Raw genomic sequence first — 21,587 nt, 5'->3', positions numbered from 1 at the left:
AATATGAAATTAAAATCAATTTTTGCGGCTTCGGCTGTGCTGACATTGTTAATTGCAGGTTGCGGACAAGAGGAAGAAAAAGCATCAAAATCCACTGAATCGACACAACAAGATTCAAATCAATCATCATCTGAGCACTCTGAGTCGAATCAATCGGATGCTGATAATAATCAAACAACACAGCACCATGAACAAAGCGAAGATACATCTCATTCGAAATCAGATGATTTTAAAAGCTTTGACAGTTTAACGAATGAGGATAAAATCGCTTTAGCTTTATTTGAACCAGGAACGTCTGAAACCACAGTTTCAGCGGATGAATTATTAAATCAGTCTTACACACAAAAAGGCGTATCAGAATCTAATCAGATTAATATTCAAACTTTGAATCTGCGCCGAGTAGCAGAGGGTCAAGTACAAGGACAACCTTCGGGTACAGATATTTACGAGACTGAAACAGGAAAAGGACCTTTCCATGTTAAGTTTGTACTGGATGGTTCTAAAGTCGCGATTGCGGCAGAGAAAGGCACAAGTCTGAATTATCAAGAATTATTTGATTACGGTAAAGTATACAACCTAAAAAGTTTGTATGAAAAACACAAAAACAATCCGAAGTTAACGGAAGTATCGCATATGATTCAAATTGAGGATTCATCAAGTGGCTCTGGTCCAGTGCTTTCGCCGTCTGTTACTGATAATACTTCAGAAAGTACATCATCTGATTCGAGTTCATCAGATGAACCAGTCACACGTGCGAATGTGATTGATAAAGTTGAAGAGTATGAAGGCCAAACTTTAGATACCAGCACGTATACGTTTAAAGAGCCTGAAAAACGCGGAGATGGCAGCTGGGGCTTCTCTATTTTAGATAAATCCGGTGATTTAGCAGGATCTTATATCGTAAATTCAGATGGTTCAGTAGAAAAGTATGATGCTGACGGAGAAAGAGAATAAAACCTATCAGACTTCTTGTGTATAAGCATGAGAAGTCTTTTATTAGAGATTTGACAAATGTCAGAATTTTTACAATAATAGAGGTGATAAACAATTACCAATACTGTGAGAAATACATAGTTATGCTATATGTTCCTTTAGGGGTAACGTATAGCTTTTTCATTATTTAAGGAGGGACGTAATTTGGTCATTTCAAGAAGATTATCAAAAATTCCGGACAGTTACTTTGGAAAAACAATGGGGAGAAAAATAGAACATGGACCGCTTCCCCTCATCAACATGGCCGTAGGCATTCCTGACGGGGAAACACCTGAAGGTATCGTAGATGAGTTTGCGAAAGCACTGCGTGTGCCAGAAAACCAAAAGTATGTCGCATTCCAAGGCAAAGACACATTCAAACAAGCGATTGTGGATTTCTATCAGCGCCAATACGGTGTTGAATTAGACAAAGATGATGAAGTTTGTATCTTATATGGTACTAAAAACGGGTTAGTCGGTCTGCCTAACTGTATTGTGAATCCTGAAGATTATGTTTTACTGCCAGATCCTGGTTATACAGACTACTTAGCAGGGGTCTTATTTGCGGATGCGAAACCTTATGCCTTAGAGCTTGAACCGCCATACTATCAACCTGATTTTGATAAAGTACCGGAGGAAGTCTTAGGTCAGACTAAGTTAGTGTATTTAACTTACCCTAATAACCCTACAGGCTCTACAGTGACACAAGATGTGTTTGAAGATGTTGTTCAAAAGTTTAGAGGTACGCAAACGAAGATAGTACATGACTTTGCTTATGCGGCATTCGGCTTTGATCATAAGAATCCGAGTATCTTGCAGACAGAAGGCGGTAAAGACGTCGCAATTGAAGTGTATTCGCTGTCTAAAGGCTATAACATGTCAGGCTATCGTGTAGGTTTTGCGGTCGGCAATAAAGACGTGATTGCGGCACTTAAGAAATATCATACCCATCATCATGCAGGTATGTTTGGTGCTTTACAAGATGCGGCGACATTTGCGCTCAATAACTATGATTATTTCTTAGATAAACAAAGTGAAGTCTTTAGAGCGCGCCGCGACCGTTTCACTGAAATCTTAGATGAAGGCAACATTCCGTATGAACCAATGACTGGCGGTATCTTCTTATGGCTAGCGACACCAGAAGGTTATGATGGCGAACAATTTGTGGAATTCTTTCTTCAAGATCAATCTATTTTAGTTGCTCCAGGTATTCCGTTTGGAGAAAATGGCCGTAATTACGTACGTGTCTCTCTTGCATTAGATGATGCACAGTTGGATGAGGCTGCGAAGCGGTTAAAATCATTAAGTGATATGTATAAAGCTTAAATAAGTATTTGCTTTCAATTAAATAATACCAATCATTCAATCACTGCTTGTTGACTATCATCTGCGAGCGGTGATTTTTTGCATCAAAATAAGGTACTGAATATAAAGGCTGTGCACTCACGGGGTGGTGGGAAATGCGGCTTTATATTCAGTACCTCTTGTTTTTTAGTAGTAAAAAAGGAGTATAGTTTGCCTAATATCGGGAAATAGGCGGTTTTTAATTTTACTATTTCGTATCGGGTTAGAAATAGTATGGATTATGAAAAGAAATGTTCTTATCGGGTTTAAGAACAGTGGCGATTCATTGCCCCAATTCCTGAGGACCCAGGGCAACGTAGCCAACTTTTTATTGTATTTACTCATAACTTTTAAGGAGTCGTTTTTAAAATTTAATAATGGCAGCGTGTAATGGATGATCGCGGTCCATTACTGCTTGTTTGGTGTAATCGCAAATGCACGGACCGGGAATCCTGGTGCATCTGCCGGTTTTGGACTGATGGTATAAATGACTGCGCCTCTTTGAGGGAGTCGGTCTAAGTTAGTTAATAACTCAATTTGGAACGTATCTTGTCCCAGTACATAACGTTCACCGATTAAATCGCCGTGTTTTGCGACATCGACTGAAGCGTCTGTATCGAATGTTTCATGGCCTACTGAACGTACGCCGCGTTCTTCTAATAAGAATTGCAATGCATCGAGTGACCATCCGGGTGCGTGGGGATTGCCTTCTGCATCTTTATTCTCAAATTGTTCCACATTCGGCCAGCGGTGTGACCAATCACTGCGGAATGCGACGAATGTATCTGGTTCAATACGGCCGTTTGCTTGTTCCCATTCTAATAAATGCTGCTTAGTTAAACGGAAATCGGGATTTTCCGCAACTTCTTTAGAATAGTCGAGAACAATTAATGGCAATACTAATTCTTTTAAATCTAATTCATGCAAATATCTTCTGTTTTCTACAAAGTGGATGGGGGCATCAATGTGTGTACCATATTGTGTGGCAACACTCCATCTTTGTACAAAATAACCATTTTCTTTAACTGTACTGATCGTATCAATGTATGCTGCTTCTAATGCGCTGAAATGTGGACTGTCTGAATCGAATGTATGTGTTAAATCCACCCATTCATTTTCTTTCAAACTTTTCAGCTGATCCCATAAAGGATAACTCATCTTGAACACCTCTTACTGACTGATTTGTTTTTGGTGCTTTTTGAAATGTATGGCGGTTATTTTATAGGTTGGCTGACTAGTGGTACTTGAGACTGCTCTCCCACTAGCAAGCCTTTGCCTATAAAGTTGAAACTTGTATTACGCTGTTTCTTGTCCTTCTTTATTTCTTAATTTTTTAACTGCTGAAACTAAAACTGTTAATGCTTCTTTTACTTGATCTTCATTACGTGTTTTCAAGCCGCAGTCTGGGTTAACCCAGAATAATGAACGGTCGATTTCTTGTAAACCACGGTTAATCGCAACTGTGATTTCTTCTTCAGTCGGGATACGCGGACTGTGGATATCATATACACCTAATCCGATACCTAAATCATACGTTACATCCTCGAAGTCTTTGATTAAAGCACCATGACTGCGTGATGTTTCGATTGAGATAACATCTGCATCCAAGTCGTGGATTGTATGGATGATTTCGCCGAATTGAGAATAGCACATATGCGTATGAATTTGTGTCGCATCCGCCACTGAAGATGTAGCTAAGCGGAATGAATGCAATGCTTGGCTTAAGTACTCTTCATGGAACTCAGAGCGTAATGGTAAACCTTCACGTAATGCTGGTTCGTCTACTTGGATAATTTTAATACCAGCATCTTCAAGTGCTAATACTTCTTCGTTGATTGCTAAAGCGATTTGATCTTGAACTTCATGACGCGGAATGTCTACACGTTCGAATGACCAGTTTAAGATTGTAACTGGACCAGTCAACATACCTTTTACAGGGTGGTCAGTTAAGCTTTGAGCATAAGCTGTTTCCTCCACTGTGATTGGTTTAGTCCATTTAACGTCTCCGTAGATAACTGGTGGTTTAACCGCACGAGAACCGTATGATTGAACCCAACCGTATTTAGTAACTAAGAAGCCTTGTAATCTTTCGCCGAAGAACTCAACCATGTCGTTACGTTCGAATTCACCATGAACGAATACGTCTAAGCCGATATCTTCTTGGATTTGAATCCAGCGTGCGATTTCATCGCGTAAGAATTGGTTATATTCTTCATCGCTGATGCGGTGGTTTTTCCAGTCTGCACGTTTTTTACGAACTTCTTTAGTTTGCGGGAATGATCCGATTGTTGTTGTTGGTAATTCTGGTAATTTTAAGCGTGCATCTTGAACTTTTTTACGTTCAGGGAATGCTGATTCACGATGTGTACGTACGCTGTCAAAGTCATATTCAAGGTTTTTGAATGCTTGGTTTTGGAAGCGTTCGTAAGCTGCTTTTAATTGATCGTATTTTTCGCTGTCATTATCGTTGATAACACGTTTTAAAGCGTCTAATTCGTCTAATTTTTCAGTCGCAAAGCTTAAGCCTTCTTCGATAGATTCATCTAATTCTTCATGATCTAATGAAACAGGTACGTGTAATAAAGAAGAAGAAGGTTGGATGACTAATTCGTCTGTATAGTTTTCTAATGTTTCGATTAATTCTTTTTTCGCTTCGATATCTGCAGCCCATACGTTGCGGCCGTCGATAATACCTGCATATAAAGCTTTATCTTTAGATAATTTGCCTTCTTTGATTTGTTTTAAGTTTTCGCCGCGGTCATGAACGAAGTCTAAACCGAAACCTTTAACTGGTAATGTGTTGACGAAGTCTAAATCAACATGTTCGAAGTAAGTTTGGATGACTAATTTGTCAGCTAATCCAGCTTTTTCGAAGTAGTCATAGACATGACGTGTAACGTCTTGTAATTCTTTTGCGTTATCTGTAACTAATACAGGTTCATCGATTTGGATGTATTCAGCACCTGCATCAACAAGTGATTGTAATACTTCTTTGTATAATGGAAGCAATGCTTCGATTTTTTCTTCAAATGATTGTTCTCCGCCGCGTGATAATTGAACGAATGTTACAGGACCTAAGATCACTGGGTGTGCATTCACATTTAATTGTTTTGCAAATTCGAAACGTTCTAATAAGACATTGCGGTTTAATTTAGGTTCTACGTTGTCCCATTCAGGTACGATGTAGTGGTAGTTAGTGTTGAACCATTTGATTAAAGCACTTGCTACGTTTTCTTTAGTACCGCGTGCGATATCGAATAATAAATCATCATTAACTTCTTGACCTTGGAAACGTTCTGGAATGATGTTGAATAATAATGATACGTCTAAAACGTGGTCATATAATGAGAAATCTCCAACTGGTACACTGTCGATGTTGTAGTGTTTTTGTAATAATAAGTTTTCTTTGTGCAAGTCGTTTAATGTAGTTGTTAATTCATCATAGTTTGTTTTGCCTGCCCAGTAACTTTCGATTGCTTTTTTCCATTCTCTTTTGCGTCCTAAACGTGGGAATCCGATATTAGCTGTTTTAATTGTCATATTATTGCCTCCTGGTTTTTTTCAGTTTGAGTTTTAAAATAAGTTGAGAGTTCGAGTGAATAATCTACTTGTTCGAAAGGTGTAATCAGATAAAGACCGTTAAAGTGTTGTATCACTTCATCAATAAGTTTGCGGCAGATGCGCAAGCTTAATTCTTTGGTTTTTTGTTTATCATCTTTGACCGCTTCAAACTGTTCTAATACTTCATCTGGCAATGAAATGCCAGGCACTTCATTGTGTAAGAATTGTGCGTTTCGATAACTTGTGATCGGCATGATACCGATAAAGAACGGTGTATCGAGATGTGCAGTCTTTTCAGCGATTTCTTTAATACGTTCGACCGTGTAAACCGGCTGTGTAATAAAGTAATTCATACCGCTGTCGACTTTCTTATCTAACCGTTTGATTGCTGCTTCCATCTTGCGGACATTCGGATTGAATGCACCGGCAATATTGAAGTTGGTTTTTGTTTTCAATGCGCCGCCGTCAATGTTAAGGCCGTCGTTGAAACGTACAGCAAGTTCAGCTAAGCCTTTAGAATTTACATCATAAACATTCGATGCACCTGGCAGATGCCCCACTTTAGATGGGTCACCTGTAATCGCGAGTATCTCATTGATGCCGAGCAGTGATAGGCCGAGCAAGTGAGATTGTAAACCGATTAAATTTCTGTCTCTGCAGGTAATGTGCACGAGCGGTTCAATATTGTAATTCTGCTTAATAATACTGGCAGCTGCGATGTTGCTGACACGAACGGTTGCTAGCGAGTTGTCTGCTAATGTAATCGCGTCGATTTTCGCTTTGTCTAACTTTTTGACATTGGCAAAGAATTTGGTTGTGTCTAAGTGTTTCGGTGTATCAAGTTCTACAATAACTGTCGGGCCTGCTTTGACTTTAGTTGTCAGATTGTCTTTTTGCACCGGGATAGAAGGGTAATTGCTTTTTCTTCTGATCGGGATGACTTTCTTTTCTAAAGCCGGTTTCAAACCTTTCACCGCTTGTTTGATGAAGCGGATATGTTCAGGTGTGGTACCGCAGCACCCGCCGATTAAGTGGACGCCTTCTTTCACTAAGGTTTCCGCAATTTTTCCAAAGTATGCGGCGTTATCGCTGTAATGAATGGCTGAGTCTTCAAAATCAAGAAGGCTGGCATTCGGATAACATGAGAGAATCGCGTGCTGCGGAATCTCGATATGTGTGAAAGATTGCTGCATGTGGTGCGGGCCATGGTGGCAGTTTAAGCCGATGACATCTGCACCTTCAGCTTCCACTTGTTTTAATGCTTCGTTAATTTCAGTTCCGTCTTGCAAGTAGTTGGTGCTAGAAGCGGTTAATTGTGCGATAACAGGAATGTTATACTTTTTCTTCGTCGCTCTGATCACTTGCAAGAGTTCGTTTAAATCATAGTAAGTTTCAAAGAGGAGTGCGTCGACACCCTCGTCTATCAATGTTTCAATTTGAATATCAGTGTGATAAAGGATTGTCGAAAGCGACAATTCATTTTGTTTCACACCTTTAAAACCTCCAACAGTTCCTAATATAAAAGTGTCTTCATTGGCTGCTTGCTTTGCTATTCTTACGCCGGCACGAATGATATCTTTCACTTGGTGTTCCAACCCGAAAACTTGAAGTTTTTCGAAGTTAGCACCATAAGTATTGGTTTGAATCACATCTGCACCAGCTTCAATGTAAGATCGATGAATTTGTTCTATTTTCTTAGGGTGTGTCAGGTTATATGCTTCAGGACAAGTATCGATCCCTTCTGAGTAGAGAATCGTTCCTATTGCACCGTCAGCTACTAATACGTTGTTGCTCAAAGTTTGTAGAAATCGGCTCATAGTATGCTTCCTCCAATGCTGCTTCAAAATCTGCTATCAACTCGTCTGGGTCTTCTAAGCCCACACTCAGTCTCAATAGATCGAACGTTATTCCGCGTTCGTTGCGCACATCTTCTGGAACAGAAGCATGCGACATTGTGGCTGGATGAGATACGATGGTTTGAATGCCGCCTAAGCTGACTGCGATTTGCGGGATTTTCAAGGCTTTAGCGAATGTCGGCACTTTATCAGGGTCGCTTAATCTAAAGCCGAGTACTGCACCGCCGTTTTCAGCTTGGCGTTGGTTAATGTCATCATTTCCTGGGTAATACACGTCAGTAATTTCAGGGCGTGTTCTTAAGAATTCAACGATTTTTTCAGTGTTTTTCACTGATTGATTCCAGCGGACATAAAGCGTTTTAAGATGTTTCGTTAATGTCCAACTATCTTGAGCTGATAATCCGCTTCCTAAAGTGTTTTGCAGGAATCTCAAAGATTCCGCAACTTCCGCATTATTTGTAACTACTGCACCGGCGATTAAATCACTGTGGCCGCTTAAGAATTTCGTTGCACTGTGGATGACGATGTCTGCACCTAAATGCAGCGGCTTTTGCGATAACGGTGTTAAGAAAGTGTTATCCACTGAAACGAGTACATCATGTGCTTTCGCTATTTCTGTAATCGCTTGGATATCTGTCACTTTAAACAATGGGTTAGAAGGTGTTTCAAGGTGAATCAATTTCGTATTGTCTTGAATCGCTTGCTCCACTTCTAATGGATTGGTTGTATCAACAGCTGTGACCTCGATATTAAATCCTGGCAATACATGTTCGCATAGGCGATATGTTCCGCCGTATACATCGTTAGGAATAATTAAGTGGTCTCCGGCTTTCAGTAAGAAGAAGACTGCTGAAATTGCGCCGATTCCTGAGTTGTATGCGATTCCGTACTCGGCATCTTCTAAGGCTGCAAGCTTTTCTTCTAACAATGCTCTGTTCGGATGACCTGATCTTGCGTAATCGTAAGGGACCTCTGAACCGATCAATGCTGTCGGGAAAGTCGATGAGTCGTAAAGTGGCGGGTTGGCTGCTGCAATGTTCGGGAATTGATGGTACTTAATTAAATTTGTTTCTGGTGATAGTGACATTGAAATACACTCCTTTAGTTATTGAGATTGCTTTTGGCTGCGGAAGGTCTGGAACTAAGGAGGGAAGCTGACCACGAAAAAAAGCTTCCGTCCTTTAAACCCGAAAAAAGATTCGGATGTAAAGGACGAAAGCTTGAGCTTCGCGGTACCACCTTAATTCGCTGCTTTATTGCTAAAGCAACCTCTTCCAGTACGCTAAATCTGTTCATGGCAGATACTGAAGTCCGTGGTACGTTATCTATATATCAGCAATCGCTGCAAGATTTTTTAAAATAACGTTATGCGTCATTCCAGTACGCCATTATGCAAAAATGTTAATACTGTAGCGCTGTAACGGGCGCCCCCGTTGATGCCTCATATCGACACCACCACTCCAAGGCCATTTTCAAACTTTCTTTCTGTGCCTCCTTTCAGCGGACGGAAGCTCTCTGTGCCAGCAGTGTAAGTTCTACTTTCCTTATTATCGTGTTTAGAAACGATATTCAATTGTCATTCTTGGTGAAAAATGTTTTGTTTTTTTGTTGATGACCACATTGTATATTGGTTCTGAATCGTTTGTCAACAGAATTTTCAGAATAGTAGGTCTATACTGAAAATAAAAACCGAGTTAACCCCTAGAGTATCAAGGGATAAAGGAATTTAAAATTTTTTGAAAATTTTTATTTTCAACCCTCATACTTTGGGCTAGTTTTTAGAGTTCACAAGAAAAATTGCTTTATTGCGTGCGCTATTTTTCATACAATAAGAGAGGAACAAAAATAAGAATTTGGACTAATAATGTTCAATTTAAAACAAAGCGAGGTGACTGAAACGTGCATGACTCGAGTAATGAGCAAGAACACAAAGTTGAAAGTGTAGCTTTAGATAAAATACGGCCGAATCCGTATCAGCCTAGAAAACATTTTGATGATTTGAAGCTAGACGATCTTGCGGCTTCAATTCGTGAACATGGTGTTTTGCAGCCCATCATCTTGCGCAAAACCGTACAAGGCTATCATATTGTTGTAGGAGAGCGGCGTTTCAGAGCCTCTAAAAAAGCTGGGAAGACTGAAATTCCGGCTATCGTTAAAACAATGACAGATGCTGAGATGATGGAACTGGCGATTATAGAGAACTTGCAGCGTGAAGATTTGAATGCAATAGAAGAAGCGAAAAGCTACCGTAAACTGATGGATGATCTGCATTTGACACAAAAAGACGTCGCACAGCGTCTAGGAAAATCACGGCCCTATATTGCCAATATGCTGCGATTGCTGAACTTGCCTGAATCTATCGCAAAATGGGTAGAAGACGGTCGGTTATCAGGTGCACACGGCAGAACTTTATTGATTTTAAAAGACGAGGCATTGATGAAACAAGTTGCTGAACAAGCAATGAAAGCATCATGGAGTGTCCGTTATCTAGAACAATATTTGTCTGAAATGACATCTGATACAAAGCAGACAACACAAGCAGCTAGTCAAAAGAAACCGCGCATGATTCAAAGACAAGAACGTCTGCTTCAAGAACACTATGGCACAAAAGTCGCGATTACTACGAAAAAGAATAAAGGACAAATTACCTTTGAGTTTAAGTCAGAGGAGGAATTCATGCGTTTAATACAACAATTAAATAGTGAATCATAAGAAATTATGTTTTATTCATGGTAAAATATATATTTGTTGTTAAAGGACAGGAGGACGATTATTTGAATACCTTTTGGAATACATTACAAGGTGTGTTCAATTCACTTATTGAACCCCTGACAAAACCAGACACCTATGCTGACATCTTGAACAAGCTGATTATGATTGTAATCTACGTTGTAGTTGCGATTATCATCATCAACCTTGTTAATAAATCAATTGATCAGTTCTTTAAATTGCAAAACCGCAATCCGCATGGCAGAAAACGTTCTGTCACACTGACAGCCTTATTAAAAAACGTAGTACGTTATGTTGTATGGTTTATTGTGCTGACAACGATACTTGGAAAATTCGGTATCAGTGTCACAGGTCTCTTAGCCGGAGCTGGTGTAGTCGGTTTAGCTATCGGCTTTGGTGCACAGACGATTGTAAAAGATATCATTACTGGCTTCTTTATTATATTCGAGAACCATTTTGATGTAGGTGATTATGTTAAAATTAACTTGAACGGGACTCCTATTACTGAAGGGACAGTTCAGTCCATTGGTCTGCGTTCAACACGCATTCATGCTTATACAGGTGAATTAGTAGTTTTACCGAACAGCGTGATGTCAGAGATTACCAACTTCTCAATCAGTAACGGCAAGGCATTAATAGAAGTGCCGATTGCAATGGATGAAGATGTCGATAAGGTAGAAAGCAAACTTAAGGAGTTCTTGGATACATTACATTCAAGCTACTATGTCTTCGTCTCAAAACCTGAAATTCTCGGTATTGAGGATTTAACAGGTAATGCATACATCTTGAAAATTGCGGCTGAAACAACGCCGAATAATGCAGTACCAGGATCACGTATCTTGCGTAAAGAGGTTGCTAATTTCTTGAATCAAGAGGGAATTAAATCACCTGTTCCGATTATGATGCAGTTTGATGGACAGAAACCTCAATGATAAGAATTCATAATGATGGAGGATTGTAAATGGTGGCTCAGTATGGTCTGAATGATATTGTAGAGATGAAAAAGGCGCATGCTTGCGGCGCTAATCGATTTAAAATTATTCGTATGGGTGCAGATATTAGAATTAAATGCGAACATTGCAATCGAAGTATTATGATGCCTCGTACAGAGTTTAATAAGAAATTAAAGAAAATACTTGTATCAAATGATACGAAAAAGAAGGAGAATGACTAATGGCTTTAACAGCTGGTATCGTAGGCTTACCAAACGTCGGAAAGTCTACACTATTTAATGCAATAACAAAAGCGGGTGCACTTGCGGCGAACTACCCATTCGCTACGATTGATCCTAACGTTGGGATTGTAGAAGTACCGGATTCACGTTTAGATGCACTATCAGACATCGTTAATCCGAAAAAAGTAATTCCTACAACTTTCGAATTCACAGACATCGCAGGGATTGTTAAAGGTGCCTCTAAAGGTGAAGGATTAGGAAATAAATTCTTATCTCACATTCGTGAAGTAGATGCAATCTGCCAAGTCGTGCGTGCATTCGATGATGATAACGTGACACACGTATCTGGACGTGTAGATCCATTAGATGATATCGAAGTTATCAATATGGAATTAGTACTTGCGGATTTAGAATCTGTCGACAAACGTTTGCCGAGACTTGAAAAAATGGCACGTCAAAAAGACAAAGATGCAGTTAACGAAGTACGTATTTTAGAACGTATTAAAGAAGCATTAGAAGCAGGAGATCCGATTCGCAGTTTAGAATTCAATGAAGAAGATGCGAAATACGTTAAACAAGCACAGCTTTTAACTTCAAAACCAATGATTTATATTGCGAATGTTGGCGAAGATGAAGTGAATGAAGCGGATAACGAAAAAGTTAAAACAATTAAAGAATACGCTGATAACGAAGGCTCAGAAGTTATCGTAATCAGCGCGAAAATCGAAGAAGAAATCGCGACATTAGACGATGAAGATAAAGAAATGTTCTTAGAAGACTTAGGTATTGAAGAACCAGGTTTAGACCGTTTAATCCGCAGCACATACGACTTATTAGGACTTGCGACATATTTCACTGCAGGTGTACAAGAAGTACGTGCTTGGACATTCAAAACAGGCATGACTGCACCGCAATGTGCGGGTATCATCCATACTGACTTTGAACGCGGATTCATCCGTGCCGAAGTTACAAGCTACCAAGACTTTGTAGATAACAAAGGTGAACAAGGTGCTAAAGAAGCAGGTAAAATGCGCTTAGAAGGTAAAGATTATATCATGCAAGACGGTGACGTTGTACACTTCAGATTCAACGTTTAATTAAGTATAAAATATCGAGTACTCAAAGTGGGTACTCGATTTTTTTATCATTTTTGATATTGCTTATAAATGAGATATGAGTAAATATAAGGGATAATAATTGCAAATATTATTATAGTTATTAAAAGGATCCAGTTTGTTTGTATATTCATAAAAGGAAAAATTAAACATAATATTCCTAAGAGAATATAAATTCTACCTACTAATCTATGGGTTTTTTTCCAATTTTTTTCACTTGATAAAGTCCACGGAGTTCTAAAACCAATGAACCAATTAGTACGTATTTTTTGAAAATAATTTCCTACAATAAGAAATAATAAAGCTAACACCAAATTAAGAATTAATTTACTATTAAAAGTGATGCCAAAATTTGAGAGTATGATTAAGACTTCGGCAAAATATACGAGTATTAAGATAGTAGATATTATTAATGAATAAGTAGTATTGAAATTTCTATAGTTTGCTTTTTTAGGATCAATAACAGGTAAAATCATATAGTAGATATATATGAAAGATATTATAGCCATAAAGATCAAAGCACCTAAGTATTTGTTGATTGACCAACTAATTGTTCCATTATCGTGATATTGCATAGCAATATTATTTGGAAGAAATGCTAAAGATAGAACCCATGTCAATAGTGATATAACCCAAATAATCAATCCCATCTTATTATTTTTAATAGTATCTAACATTTTATATTCACATCCTAATTATTATTTTAAGCCCATTATCCAAGATAATAAATCGTCTAAAACAGAAGTGTTCAAACTATAATATACGTATTGGCCTTTCTTCTCACTGAGTATCAATCCAGAATATTTTAATATTTTTAAATGCTGAGAAATACTTGGTTTACTCATGTTAAAATGATTTGCAATTTCTCCTGCTGTTAGTGTTTCATCTTTTAGTAGTTCTAAAATTTTTCTTCTTGTTTCATCAGAAAGTGCCTTAAATAATTCTTTCATTACCCCGCTCCTTCATTTAAGTATTTAAGTATTTAACTAAATACTATATCTAATTATTTGGGATGTCAATAGATATCATCAATCAATTACAGAATTTTAAACTGTAGGAATAGAAACATAGACTACGTTGGCGATATAGATAAATAATAAACAGGTAAGACGAGATATAGTAAATACATTTAAAACAAACCTGTAAAGTTAAAATTATCTAAAGAATGCAAGTGTATCGACTATAAAATAACCTCCAAATAATTTTATGTAGTAAAAATTTAATTTGAAGTTTGGTTTTTTAATACTCTAATTATGACTTATAGTTCGTTTATTGCTTGGTCACAACGATATATAATATAAGTAAATAAAAAAATAAGAGGTGCAACATGAAAGAACAGGTTAGAATTTTAAGAAATGTTACCATAGTAGTTTTAATTGCAGTAATTTTAAGTGGGTGTACTAATAAGGAGAACATAAAAAGTGATACACAAAATAAAGAGGTAGTTACCCCGAATAAAAAGAATAATAATATTAAAAAGAATGAAGAAGAGAATATTACAAATGAGGATAAATTACAGGATGTTAAGCAGGAAGGTTTGAATACTTCAGAAAATACTAGTTCCCAAGAAAGTGTTATTCAAAATGAAAGTTCAGTAGAAAAAGAAGAAATTATTTCTCCAGAAAAAACTCAAAACAAGAATATTAGAGAAAATAAAAATAATATATACAAAGGCACAGAGCAGACGAAAGAAAGTAGCAAGGTTGAAGATACAGAGAATGTATATTTAGATTTGCCAGAAAGCTCTGTAACAGATGAAGAGTTAGCAGCATACGGTATCAAACGAGAAGTACGTTATAAAACTTTTAAAGTTTATGGTGATGAACAGAGTCAACAAGAATTAAGGCAAAAAATTGATAATATAAATAGAGAGTCAATGAAGCAACAAGATGAAATGTTCAGACAATATACTGAGAATATTAATCCACAACAATAACTAATTTTAGATATTAGCTGTATATAATATTTTAAGACTCCCCTTGAGTGAAGGGAGTCTTAAAGCAGATAGACATGCAATATATTTGGAGTCCTGGGATGCTGAAAATGATACTTTAGCTATATCTGTATGTTTTTACAAATTTCAAATTTAATAGCTGATAAGCATTCTTTAAAGCGAGTTAAACTCTAACACTTAGGGATACCTTAGTGTTTTTGTATATGTGCATTTCTGACATATGAGAATTAATAGTTACTATTTAAGGAATATATAAAACATTAATTTTAAGAATGATATTATAAAAATGATTAGTGGTTTTTGTTTATAAAAGCAAGCGGTACATAACAATCTTTTTGAAAGGTCTAGATTAAATGATTCAACCATTGAGATTTAAATAGAACCGGAGGAATTTGAATGAATAGAATTAAATCACAACTACTTGATTTGCTTGCGTTGCTACCATATGTCATATCAGCGATATTAGTGTTTTATGTCATTTCTGCAAATGATCACATCATTACACAAAAATTAGACAGTATTCAAGACAGTGTGGATATGTCAGATGTACAAATCAACTTATTGATTGTTATTTTAATAGTTATATCTAGCTTAGTTACTTTCTTTGTCACGTATTTTTTGTTAAAACTGTTAGCTTTTGTTTTTAAACTCGGTAATACATATCAAAATAAAAGTTTATATATGTCGTTGCTGCTTGGATTTACCATTGCGAATGTTTTTGCACTGATTTTCAGCGATCTGATAGGACTACCGTTAGGCACTATTAAGTATATCACCCCGTTAATAGATATAGGAGTTTTTGCGGCTGCATTCTACTTTTTAGGTGAAAATAAAGGGAAAACGACCCTTATACTGGTTGTTGGAAAACTTATTATTAATCTTATCAGTTGGTTATTATAATTAAATAATGGAATTTAATAGAACGATGTAACAGTATTGCGACAAGTTACATCGTTCTTTTTTAGGTTTAAGAACTCATTATGAATGCAGGATTAACTGTGTGTAAAGGCGTTAAGCTATGGATAGGTTATTCAAATTATTGAGTAATGCACTGAAATAACGATAGATTGTGTCTTCAAAAATGTCGAACAAGTCATAAAAGTTTTTTATGAAAGTTGTGTAAATTAATAATTTTTTCACAATTTCCAAAAAGATAATGATAGAATTGTGTTATAGAATTACAAAGGAAAGAAGTGAAATGTTAGATGCCTAAAAATCACCGAAATGATTTGTTTTTTGACAAAAAATTAAGAAATAAGTACCACATTAGAAAATTCAGCACAGGGATTGCTTCTGTTTTATTCGGGACGTTAGTTTATGTCTCTCTAGATCAGCAAGCACAAGCTGCAGAAGCACCTGCCTCTGACACATCCACAGTTAATGATACCAACCAGCCGCAAGCTCCCAGCAGCACTGCAAGTGCTGAACAACCACTTAATACACAAACAAGTACTGCAACCACTGCACCAACAGAGTCTGTAAGCGATTCCACAAAAACAGCAGATTCAACGATTCAACAACCTTCAACTGATAATCAAACAAGCCCAGTCGATACGAAACCTGAACCTGTTTCAGCACCTCAGCCGCAAGCTTCAACTGATACTGTTAAGACAGAAACAGCGGCACCAACAGCAAATGGAACAACGACAGCGCCAGAAGTTTCAACAAATACCGATGCAGCACCAAAAACTGAAGAAACTAACAATACAGCACCTCAAACAGAAACAGCACCAGCTCCTGAAACAGCAACACGTGCTATGACTGCTTCAAGTCCTGCACCTGAGGCACCTATAACAAATACAAGTGCACCGGCACCAGCTGCTAATGCACATCCTGTAGACAATGTAGAGGGTGTAACGGAACAAGTTTATTCGAAATCGATTCCGGTATATCCGAAATCAGATGTTGCGAAAACAGCTAAAATGCAGCGCGGTATTTATCAAGCACGAGAAAGTTTAGGATTGATCGTACCGGCTGGAAAAGAATTTTATATTCGTCAAGCACAAGGCAGCAATGAAGCTGATTTGCGTGTAGATTTAATGACGAATGATAGATTACAAGTTCGAAATAAAACTGTTTCGCGCGACGGCAGCTGGACTAATATCTCTACAAGTATTGATAGTGCCGCATTTGTACGCATTCCTACTGGATTGAACCAACAACCTGTAGTTGAATATTATGTTCAAGACAATGCAGGTGTGACGTTGCCTACTTATCGCAAAAACGGTGACAAAACAGCGTTCGATAGTGATTGGGCTGCGCGTGACACAAGTTACGGATATGTAGATGGAGATAAAATTGCATTTTTAGTTCCTAGAGAAGACCGTGAAAGAATCGCAAATCTGGGTCAAGATCCTGGAAGATGGGGCTTTACGGACTTAGATGACATGATCGGCTATTACGAAGATGTGATTAATCACTATGACAAATGGGTCGGATTAAATGATGACATTAACTCTGTACATTACAACGTAGGACAAAAGTACTTTACGATTGCGGATGCGCATGGTCCAGGGTTAGCTTATTATTCTACAAATAACATGGGTTCTAACAACACTTCCATGTCTGGCTATCTTGAAAAAGGCTGGTTAGGCCTCCACGAAGTGGGTCATGGTTATGATGGCGCAATGACTTATGATCCTAAAATGGATTTAATTGAAGTAGAAAATAATATCCTAGCAAACCAATACCAAACAGAAGTTATGGGTGTTAATGATGGTTGGCTGTATGAAGGCAACCAAGAAGGCGTTCAAAAAGGCTTTAATGAAAGATTAGTCACTGGTGATTTAAGCTATGCGAACGGAGGCTTTAGAGGACGACTTGATTTCATGACGAAAATGGTACGTTTAACAGGAATTGAAGGCTTTACTGATTTGTGGAAAGGGATTCGACAAGAAGAAGCGGATATGGCAAATGCCAGCAAACCTTTTGCGCAAGATGTACCAAGATGGATCAACACTTATTGGTTAGCTGATAACGGTATTAACGGTACAGCATATTTTGACTTATATAAAATCAATCTGCCGCAAACACTAAAAGACCAATTAGATACGTACAATAACACGTACACTTATCCTTTATCACTGTTAATAAACAATCCAGAAGAGCAGCAGCGTTTAACTCAAAAACTAGGATTATCTACACCATACGAACTCGTAAAATCTTCAGATTTAGCTGATACTAGTGTGCGTGCAGATGCAGAAGTAAGTCTGAACCTTAACGGTCAAACCTTACCAGACAATGCCAAAGTAAGCTTGATGGAAGGTACTCAAGAGGTTGCGAGTGCAGAAGTTGTAGACGGTAAGGCAGTCTTCCCTCAAGTACGTGCTGGTGTATATAAAATCGTAGCGCCATTATCTACAACATATGCTTTACCTGAAAGTGAATATATCGTAGTAAAAGAAAGCGGAGAAAACCAAGCAGTTTTAAACTATCCTAAAAATGATGATGTGCAAGACAGTGTAACGCAAACTATTTCGTTAAGAGGTTTATCTAACTTTGAATTTGCGTCAGCGAACTACAACCCTGACACAAAACAAATTGAATTCAAACAAAACGCAGGACAACCGCATGTTTACTTTACAGATGAGTATGCACACATGACTATTCAAAAAGCAGACGGTACAAACGTATTAGATAAATCCTATATCGGTAATCAAAGACTTTCATCTGAAACACAAACATTTGATTTAGACTATGGAGATAAAGTAATTGTGCATCACCGTGAACCAGCTGCACGTCGTGTCTTAGTTAGAAATGAAACGAAAGAAAATGTTACAGTACCGCTTGCTGATCAAGAAACAGTGACATACACACTTACTGATAAAGGTTTCATTGTAGATGGTGAAACACAAACTGATGCCAATCACCGTTATGACGAAGCAATCCAATCTGATGTGGCACAAGTTGCTGCTGCTATTCAAGCACACCCAGAAAGAGATTACCGCAGTCAATTATTCAAAGTATTCCAGGGCGTAGAATATACAGATCCGAATATTAAAGCGGAATTGATGAATATATTAAATCCGCTTGTTGAGGCATATAGAGTAGATACACCTGTAGTTAATCCGATTGAAGCTGGAAGCACAAGTATCAGCGGTACCGGAGAAGCGGGAAGTACGATAACTGTTACATTTAAAAATGGTCAAAAAGCAGAAGTAGAGGTACCTGAAAATGGGCAGTGGACAACACAATTGCCACAAGGAACAACGGTAGAACATAACGATGTTACACAAGTGTTTGCTAATGGAAAACACGGTACAGTATCAGAAACAGTATCTGTGAAGGCGTTAGATACAATAGCACCAAAAGTGCCAACTATTAATAATGTAGAAGCGGGCACAAACACAGTAACAGGAACAGCCGAACCAACAAGTACCGTGACATTAACATTAGCAGATGGATCAACTAAAGAAGTTGTGACAGACACACAAGGAAATTGGACAGCAGAATTTGTAACACCATTCACATATCAAGCACCGATTAAAGCAGTTTCAACTGATAAAGCAGAAAATCAATCAACAGAAGCAACAAAAGTAGTTGAAGATACAACAGCGCCACAAACACCTGTTATCAATAAAGTAGAAGCAGGCACAAAAACAGTATCGGGAACAGCCGAGCCATCAAGTACTGTGAAGTTAACATTAGCAGATGGATCAACTAAAGAAGTTGTGGCAGATGCACAAGGAAACTGGACAGCAGAGTTCAGTACACCGTTTGTATATCAAGCGCCAATTAAAGCCGTTTCAACTGATAAAGCAGGAAATCATTCAACAGAGGCAACACAAACAGTAGTAGATACAACAGCGCCGCAAACACCTGTAATTAACAAGGTAGAAGCGGGAGCTAGCACAGTAACAGGAACAGCGGAACCATCAAGTACTGTGACATTAACATTGGCAGATGGATCGACAAAAAAGGTTGTGACAGACGTACAAGGAAACTGGACAGCAGAGTTCAGTACACCGTTTGTATATCAAGCACCAATTAAAGCTGTTTCAACTGATAAAGCAGGCAATGCATCACAAGAGGCAACACAAACAGTAGTAGATACAACAGCGCCACAAACACCTGTCATCAATAAAATAGAGGCAGGCACTAATACAGTATCAGGAACAGCAGAACCATCAAGTACCGTGAAGTTAACACTAGAAGATGGAACAATTAAAGAAGTTGTGACAGACGCCCAAGGAAACTGGACAGCAGAATTTGATACACCATTTGTATATCAAGCACCGATTAAAGCCGTTTCAACTGATAAAGCAGGCAATGCATCACAAGAAGCAACAAAAGTAGTTGAAGATACAACAGCGCCGCAAACACCTGTTATCAATAAAGTAGAAGCAGGTGCAAGCACTGTATCAGGAACAGCAGAACCATCAAGTACCGTGAAATTAACATTAGCAGATGGATCAACAAAAGAAGTTGTGACAGACGCCCAAGGAAACTGGACAGCAGAATTCAGTGCACCGTTTGTATATCAGGCATCAGTTAAAGCCGTTTCAACTGATAAAGCAGGCAATGCATCACAAGAAGCAACAAAAGTAGTTGAAGATACAACGGCGCCGCAAGCACCTGTATTAAATGAAGTTAAAGCAACAGATTCAAGTGTGAGTGGTACATCTGAAGCTAATGCACTTGTAACAGTAGTGTTAGCGGATGGAAAACGTTTTGAGACGCGTGCAGATGCTGAAGGCAAATGGACAGTTGCCTTAACACAAGATATTGCTTTAAAAGGTAATGAAGTGATTACTGTAACTGCTAAAGACAGTGCAGATAATCAATCGGCTGCAGCTGAAAGTAAAGTCGTGCCTGTAGAAGTGAAAACTGAGGAGCCGGCAGGACAACCTAACACCCCCTCTGAAACAGAAGTACCTCAAGACGAAACAGACGAAGTTGCTTCTGAGACACCGGACACAACAGAGACAGCACAACCTGAAGAGAATACAGAGAGTGAGAGCTCAGAAGAACAACCTGTTGAAACAGCGCCAGTTGATCAAAACGAGACACCAGAGAGTGACAATAGCGCATCCAACGATGAAGAGAGCACATGTGATTCAACGCCTGCGCCAGACAGCGAAACATCGGATAATACTGGTGAAAATGCACCAGATACGCCGGTAGACAGTAATCAAGATTCAACGCCAGCAACAGAACCAACAGTCACAAATACAGAAGTAAGTGTTGAGAATGAAGTATGCGAAGTACCTTCAGAGGAGTCTGAAGAGAGTGTTGAAGATGCATCAACAGAAGCGGTTGAGAATAATACGACAACTGAACAACCTGCAGTAGAAGAACCGGCTGCATCAGAGTCTCCAGTTGATGTTACTGAAGAAACTTCTGTTGCAACTGATAACAAAGTTCAAGAAGATGTTGTTAATGAAAATGAAGTTGCAGAAAGTGAAACAGTACAACCAGATTCAAATCATCAACAAGCACAAGAAGCAGAACAATCGAAAGTATCTGAAACGGTTGAAGCGGTTGAAACAACATCAGCACCTTCAAGCAGCACTTCATCACCTGTAACAAATGAAAATAAGGGTTCTGATCAAACAGAAAGTCATTCACCTGTCGCAAAAAGCGAAACTGTATCAGAAACTCCAAAAGGCAGCGTTTCACATGTAACAAAAGAAAAGAACGACCAACAACAAACTGTTCAAGGTCAAAAGGTTCAAGACAAACAACAAAACAAGAACCAAGATAAAGTTTTACCAGCAACTGGACAACAAGAGCAATCTTCTTCATCAATCGGTTGGATAGCATCACTCTTCGGTGCTGCACTAATCGGAAGATTTGCTAGAAAGAAAGCAAAAGAAGATAAATAAGACTGCGGTCAGTCTAAAATAAAAATGCCATGGCTTAGGAAATATATTCCCAGCCAT

Annotated in this window: 15 protein-coding genes and 1 other annotated feature; of the genes, 9 read left to right on the top strand and 6 right to left on the bottom strand. The window is 38.2% G+C overall.

The window, feature by feature from the left end; all coding sequences use genetic code 11:
* Window positions 1-3 precede the first annotated feature (3 nt).
* Window positions 4-954: a hypothetical protein gene (locus MUA90_RS13455; protein WP_262587470.1), complete on the top strand. Its 951-nt coding sequence runs from the start codon at window positions 4-6 to the stop codon at window positions 952-954.
* A 183-nt stretch (window positions 955-1,137) separates the two neighbouring features.
* On the top strand, window positions 1,138-2,298 hold the full coding sequence (locus MUA90_RS13450; RefSeq protein ID WP_262587467.1) for an aminotransferase class I/II-fold pyridoxal phosphate-dependent enzyme: 1,161 nt from the start codon (window positions 1,138-1,140) through the stop codon (window positions 2,296-2,298).
* 426 nt (window positions 2,299-2,724) lie between these two features.
* Here MUA90_RS13450 and MUA90_RS13445 read toward each other — a convergent pair whose 3' ends face one another.
* The 4 genes from MUA90_RS13445 to MUA90_RS13430 form a co-directional block, all read right to left on the bottom strand.
* A complete protein-coding gene (locus MUA90_RS13445; protein WP_105994077.1) occupies window positions 2,725-3,474 on the bottom strand; it encodes a cyclase family protein in 750 nt (249 codons plus the stop codon).
* 138 nt (window positions 3,475-3,612) lie between these two features.
* The gene (gene metE / locus MUA90_RS13440; RefSeq protein WP_262587465.1) at window positions 3,613-5,856 is read right to left on the bottom strand and encodes a 5-methyltetrahydropteroyltriglutamate--homocysteine S-methyltransferase; all 2,244 of its coding nucleotides are present in this window, start codon (window positions 5,854-5,856) and stop codon (window positions 3,613-3,615) included.
* Window positions 5,853-7,694, bottom strand: coding sequence for a bifunctional homocysteine S-methyltransferase/methylenetetrahydrofolate reductase (locus tag MUA90_RS13435; RefSeq protein WP_262587464.1), 1,842 nt, complete (start codon window positions 7,692-7,694; stop codon window positions 5,853-5,855). Before MUA90_RS13435 ends, metE begins: the two co-directional genes overlap by 4 nt.
* A complete protein-coding gene (locus MUA90_RS13430) occupies window positions 7,648-8,820 on the bottom strand; it encodes a trans-sulfuration enzyme family protein (protein ID WP_105994080.1) in 1,173 nt (390 codons plus the stop codon). Before MUA90_RS13430 ends, MUA90_RS13435 begins: the two co-directional genes overlap by 47 nt.
* Window positions 8,821-8,938: 118 nt before the next feature.
* Window positions 8,939-9,293: a binding site (T-box leader), on the bottom strand.
* A gap of 339 nt (window positions 9,294-9,632) precedes the next feature.
* On the opposite strand from MUA90_RS13430, the gene MUA90_RS13425 reads away from it, so the two are divergent.
* The 4 genes from MUA90_RS13425 to ychF all read left to right on the top strand — a co-directional run bounded on the left by MUA90_RS13425 (window position 9,633) and on the right by ychF (window position 12,734).
* Entirely contained in the window at window positions 9,633-10,445 is an 813-nt protein-coding gene (locus MUA90_RS13425) for a ParB/RepB/Spo0J family partition protein (protein WP_262587462.1), read from the top strand.
* Window positions 10,446-10,507: 62 nt separating this feature from the next.
* On the top strand, window positions 10,508-11,395 hold the full coding sequence (locus MUA90_RS13420) for a mechanosensitive ion channel family protein (protein ID WP_262587459.1): 888 nt from the start codon (window positions 10,508-10,510) through the stop codon (window positions 11,393-11,395).
* Between the two features lie 29 nt (window positions 11,396-11,424).
* Window positions 11,425-11,637, top strand: coding sequence for a DUF951 domain-containing protein (locus MUA90_RS13415; RefSeq protein WP_105994084.1), 213 nt, complete (start codon window positions 11,425-11,427; stop codon window positions 11,635-11,637).
* On the top strand, window positions 11,637-12,734 hold the full coding sequence (ychF, locus tag MUA90_RS13410) for a redox-regulated ATPase YchF (protein ID WP_105994085.1): 1,098 nt from the start codon (window positions 11,637-11,639) through the stop codon (window positions 12,732-12,734). Before MUA90_RS13415 ends, ychF begins: the two co-directional genes overlap by 1 nt.
* 47 nt (window positions 12,735-12,781) lie before the next feature.
* Here ychF and MUA90_RS13405 read toward each other — a convergent pair whose 3' ends face one another.
* A complete protein-coding gene (locus tag MUA90_RS13405; RefSeq protein WP_262587457.1) occupies window positions 12,782-13,429 on the bottom strand; it encodes an SdpI family protein in 648 nt (215 codons plus the stop codon).
* Window positions 13,430-13,450: 21 nt separating this feature from the next.
* Window positions 13,451-13,702, bottom strand: coding sequence for an autorepressor SdpR family transcription factor (locus MUA90_RS13400; RefSeq protein WP_262587455.1), 252 nt, complete (start codon window positions 13,700-13,702; stop codon window positions 13,451-13,453).
* Window positions 13,703-14,079: 377 nt separating this feature from the next.
* On the opposite strand from MUA90_RS13400, the gene MUA90_RS13395 reads away from it, so the two are divergent.
* The 3 genes from MUA90_RS13395 to MUA90_RS13385 all read left to right on the top strand — a co-directional run bounded on the left by MUA90_RS13395 (window position 14,080) and on the right by MUA90_RS13385 (window position 21,530).
* The gene (locus MUA90_RS13395; RefSeq protein ID WP_262587454.1) at window positions 14,080-14,688 is read left to right on the top strand and encodes a hypothetical protein; all 609 of its coding nucleotides are present in this window, start codon (window positions 14,080-14,082) and stop codon (window positions 14,686-14,688) included.
* A gap of 414 nt (window positions 14,689-15,102) precedes the next feature.
* Window positions 15,103-15,606, top strand: a complete 504-nt coding sequence (locus MUA90_RS13390) for a hypothetical protein (RefSeq protein ID WP_262587453.1) — start codon at window positions 15,103-15,105, stop codon at window positions 15,604-15,606.
* Between the two features lie 305 nt (window positions 15,607-15,911).
* Window positions 15,912-21,530 carry an Ig-like domain-containing protein gene (locus MUA90_RS13385; protein WP_262587451.1) on the top strand — a complete coding sequence of 1,873 codons (5,619 nt, stop codon included), beginning with the start codon at window positions 15,912-15,914 and terminating at the stop codon, window positions 21,528-21,530.
* The last annotated feature ends 57 nt before the right edge of the window (window positions 21,531-21,587 follow it).

Source organism: Staphylococcus sp. IVB6181 (assembly GCF_025561445.1).
GTDB classification, from domain to species: domain Bacteria; phylum Bacillota; class Bacilli; order Staphylococcales; family Staphylococcaceae; genus Staphylococcus; species Staphylococcus simulans_B.
The sequence above is the reverse complement of the archived record's forward strand: the minus strand, read 5'-3'. Positions and strand labels throughout refer to the sequence as shown.

Bases quoted from the DNA above. Each gene is read 5' to 3' on its own strand.
- MUA90_RS13455 (WP_262587470.1), top strand. From the start codon at position 4: ATGAAATTAAAATCAATTTTTGCGGCTTCGGCTGTGCTGACATTGTTA.
- MUA90_RS13445 (WP_105994077.1), bottom strand. From the start codon at position 3,474: ATGAGTTATCCTTTATGGGATCAGCTGAAAAGTTTGAAAGAAAATGAA.
- metE (WP_262587465.1), bottom strand. From the start codon at position 5,856: ATGACAATTAAAACAGCTAATATCGGATTCCCACGTTTAGGACGCAAA.
- MUA90_RS13435 (WP_262587464.1), bottom strand. From the start codon at position 7,694: ATGAGCCGATTTCTACAAACTTTGAGCAACAACGTATTAGTAGCTGAC.
- MUA90_RS13430 (WP_105994080.1), bottom strand. From the start codon at position 8,820: ATGTCACTATCACCAGAAACAAATTTAATTAAGTACCATCAATTCCCG.
- MUA90_RS13415 (WP_105994084.1), top strand. From the start codon at position 11,425: ATGGTGGCTCAGTATGGTCTGAATGATATTGTAGAGATGAAAAAGGCG.
- ychF (WP_105994085.1), top strand. From the start codon at position 11,637: ATGGCTTTAACAGCTGGTATCGTAGGCTTACCAAACGTCGGAAAGTCT.
- MUA90_RS13405 (WP_262587457.1), bottom strand. From the start codon at position 13,429: ATGTTAGATACTATTAAAAATAATAAGATGGGATTGATTATTTGGGTT.
- MUA90_RS13400 (WP_262587455.1), bottom strand. From the start codon at position 13,702: ATGAAAGAATTATTTAAGGCACTTTCTGATGAAACAAGAAGAAAAATT.
- MUA90_RS13395 (WP_262587454.1), top strand. From the start codon at position 14,080: ATGAAAGAACAGGTTAGAATTTTAAGAAATGTTACCATAGTAGTTTTA.
- MUA90_RS13390 (WP_262587453.1), top strand. From the start codon at position 15,103: ATGAATAGAATTAAATCACAACTACTTGATTTGCTTGCGTTGCTACCA.
- MUA90_RS13385 (WP_262587451.1), top strand. From the start codon at position 15,912: ATGCCTAAAAATCACCGAAATGATTTGTTTTTTGACAAAAAATTAAGA.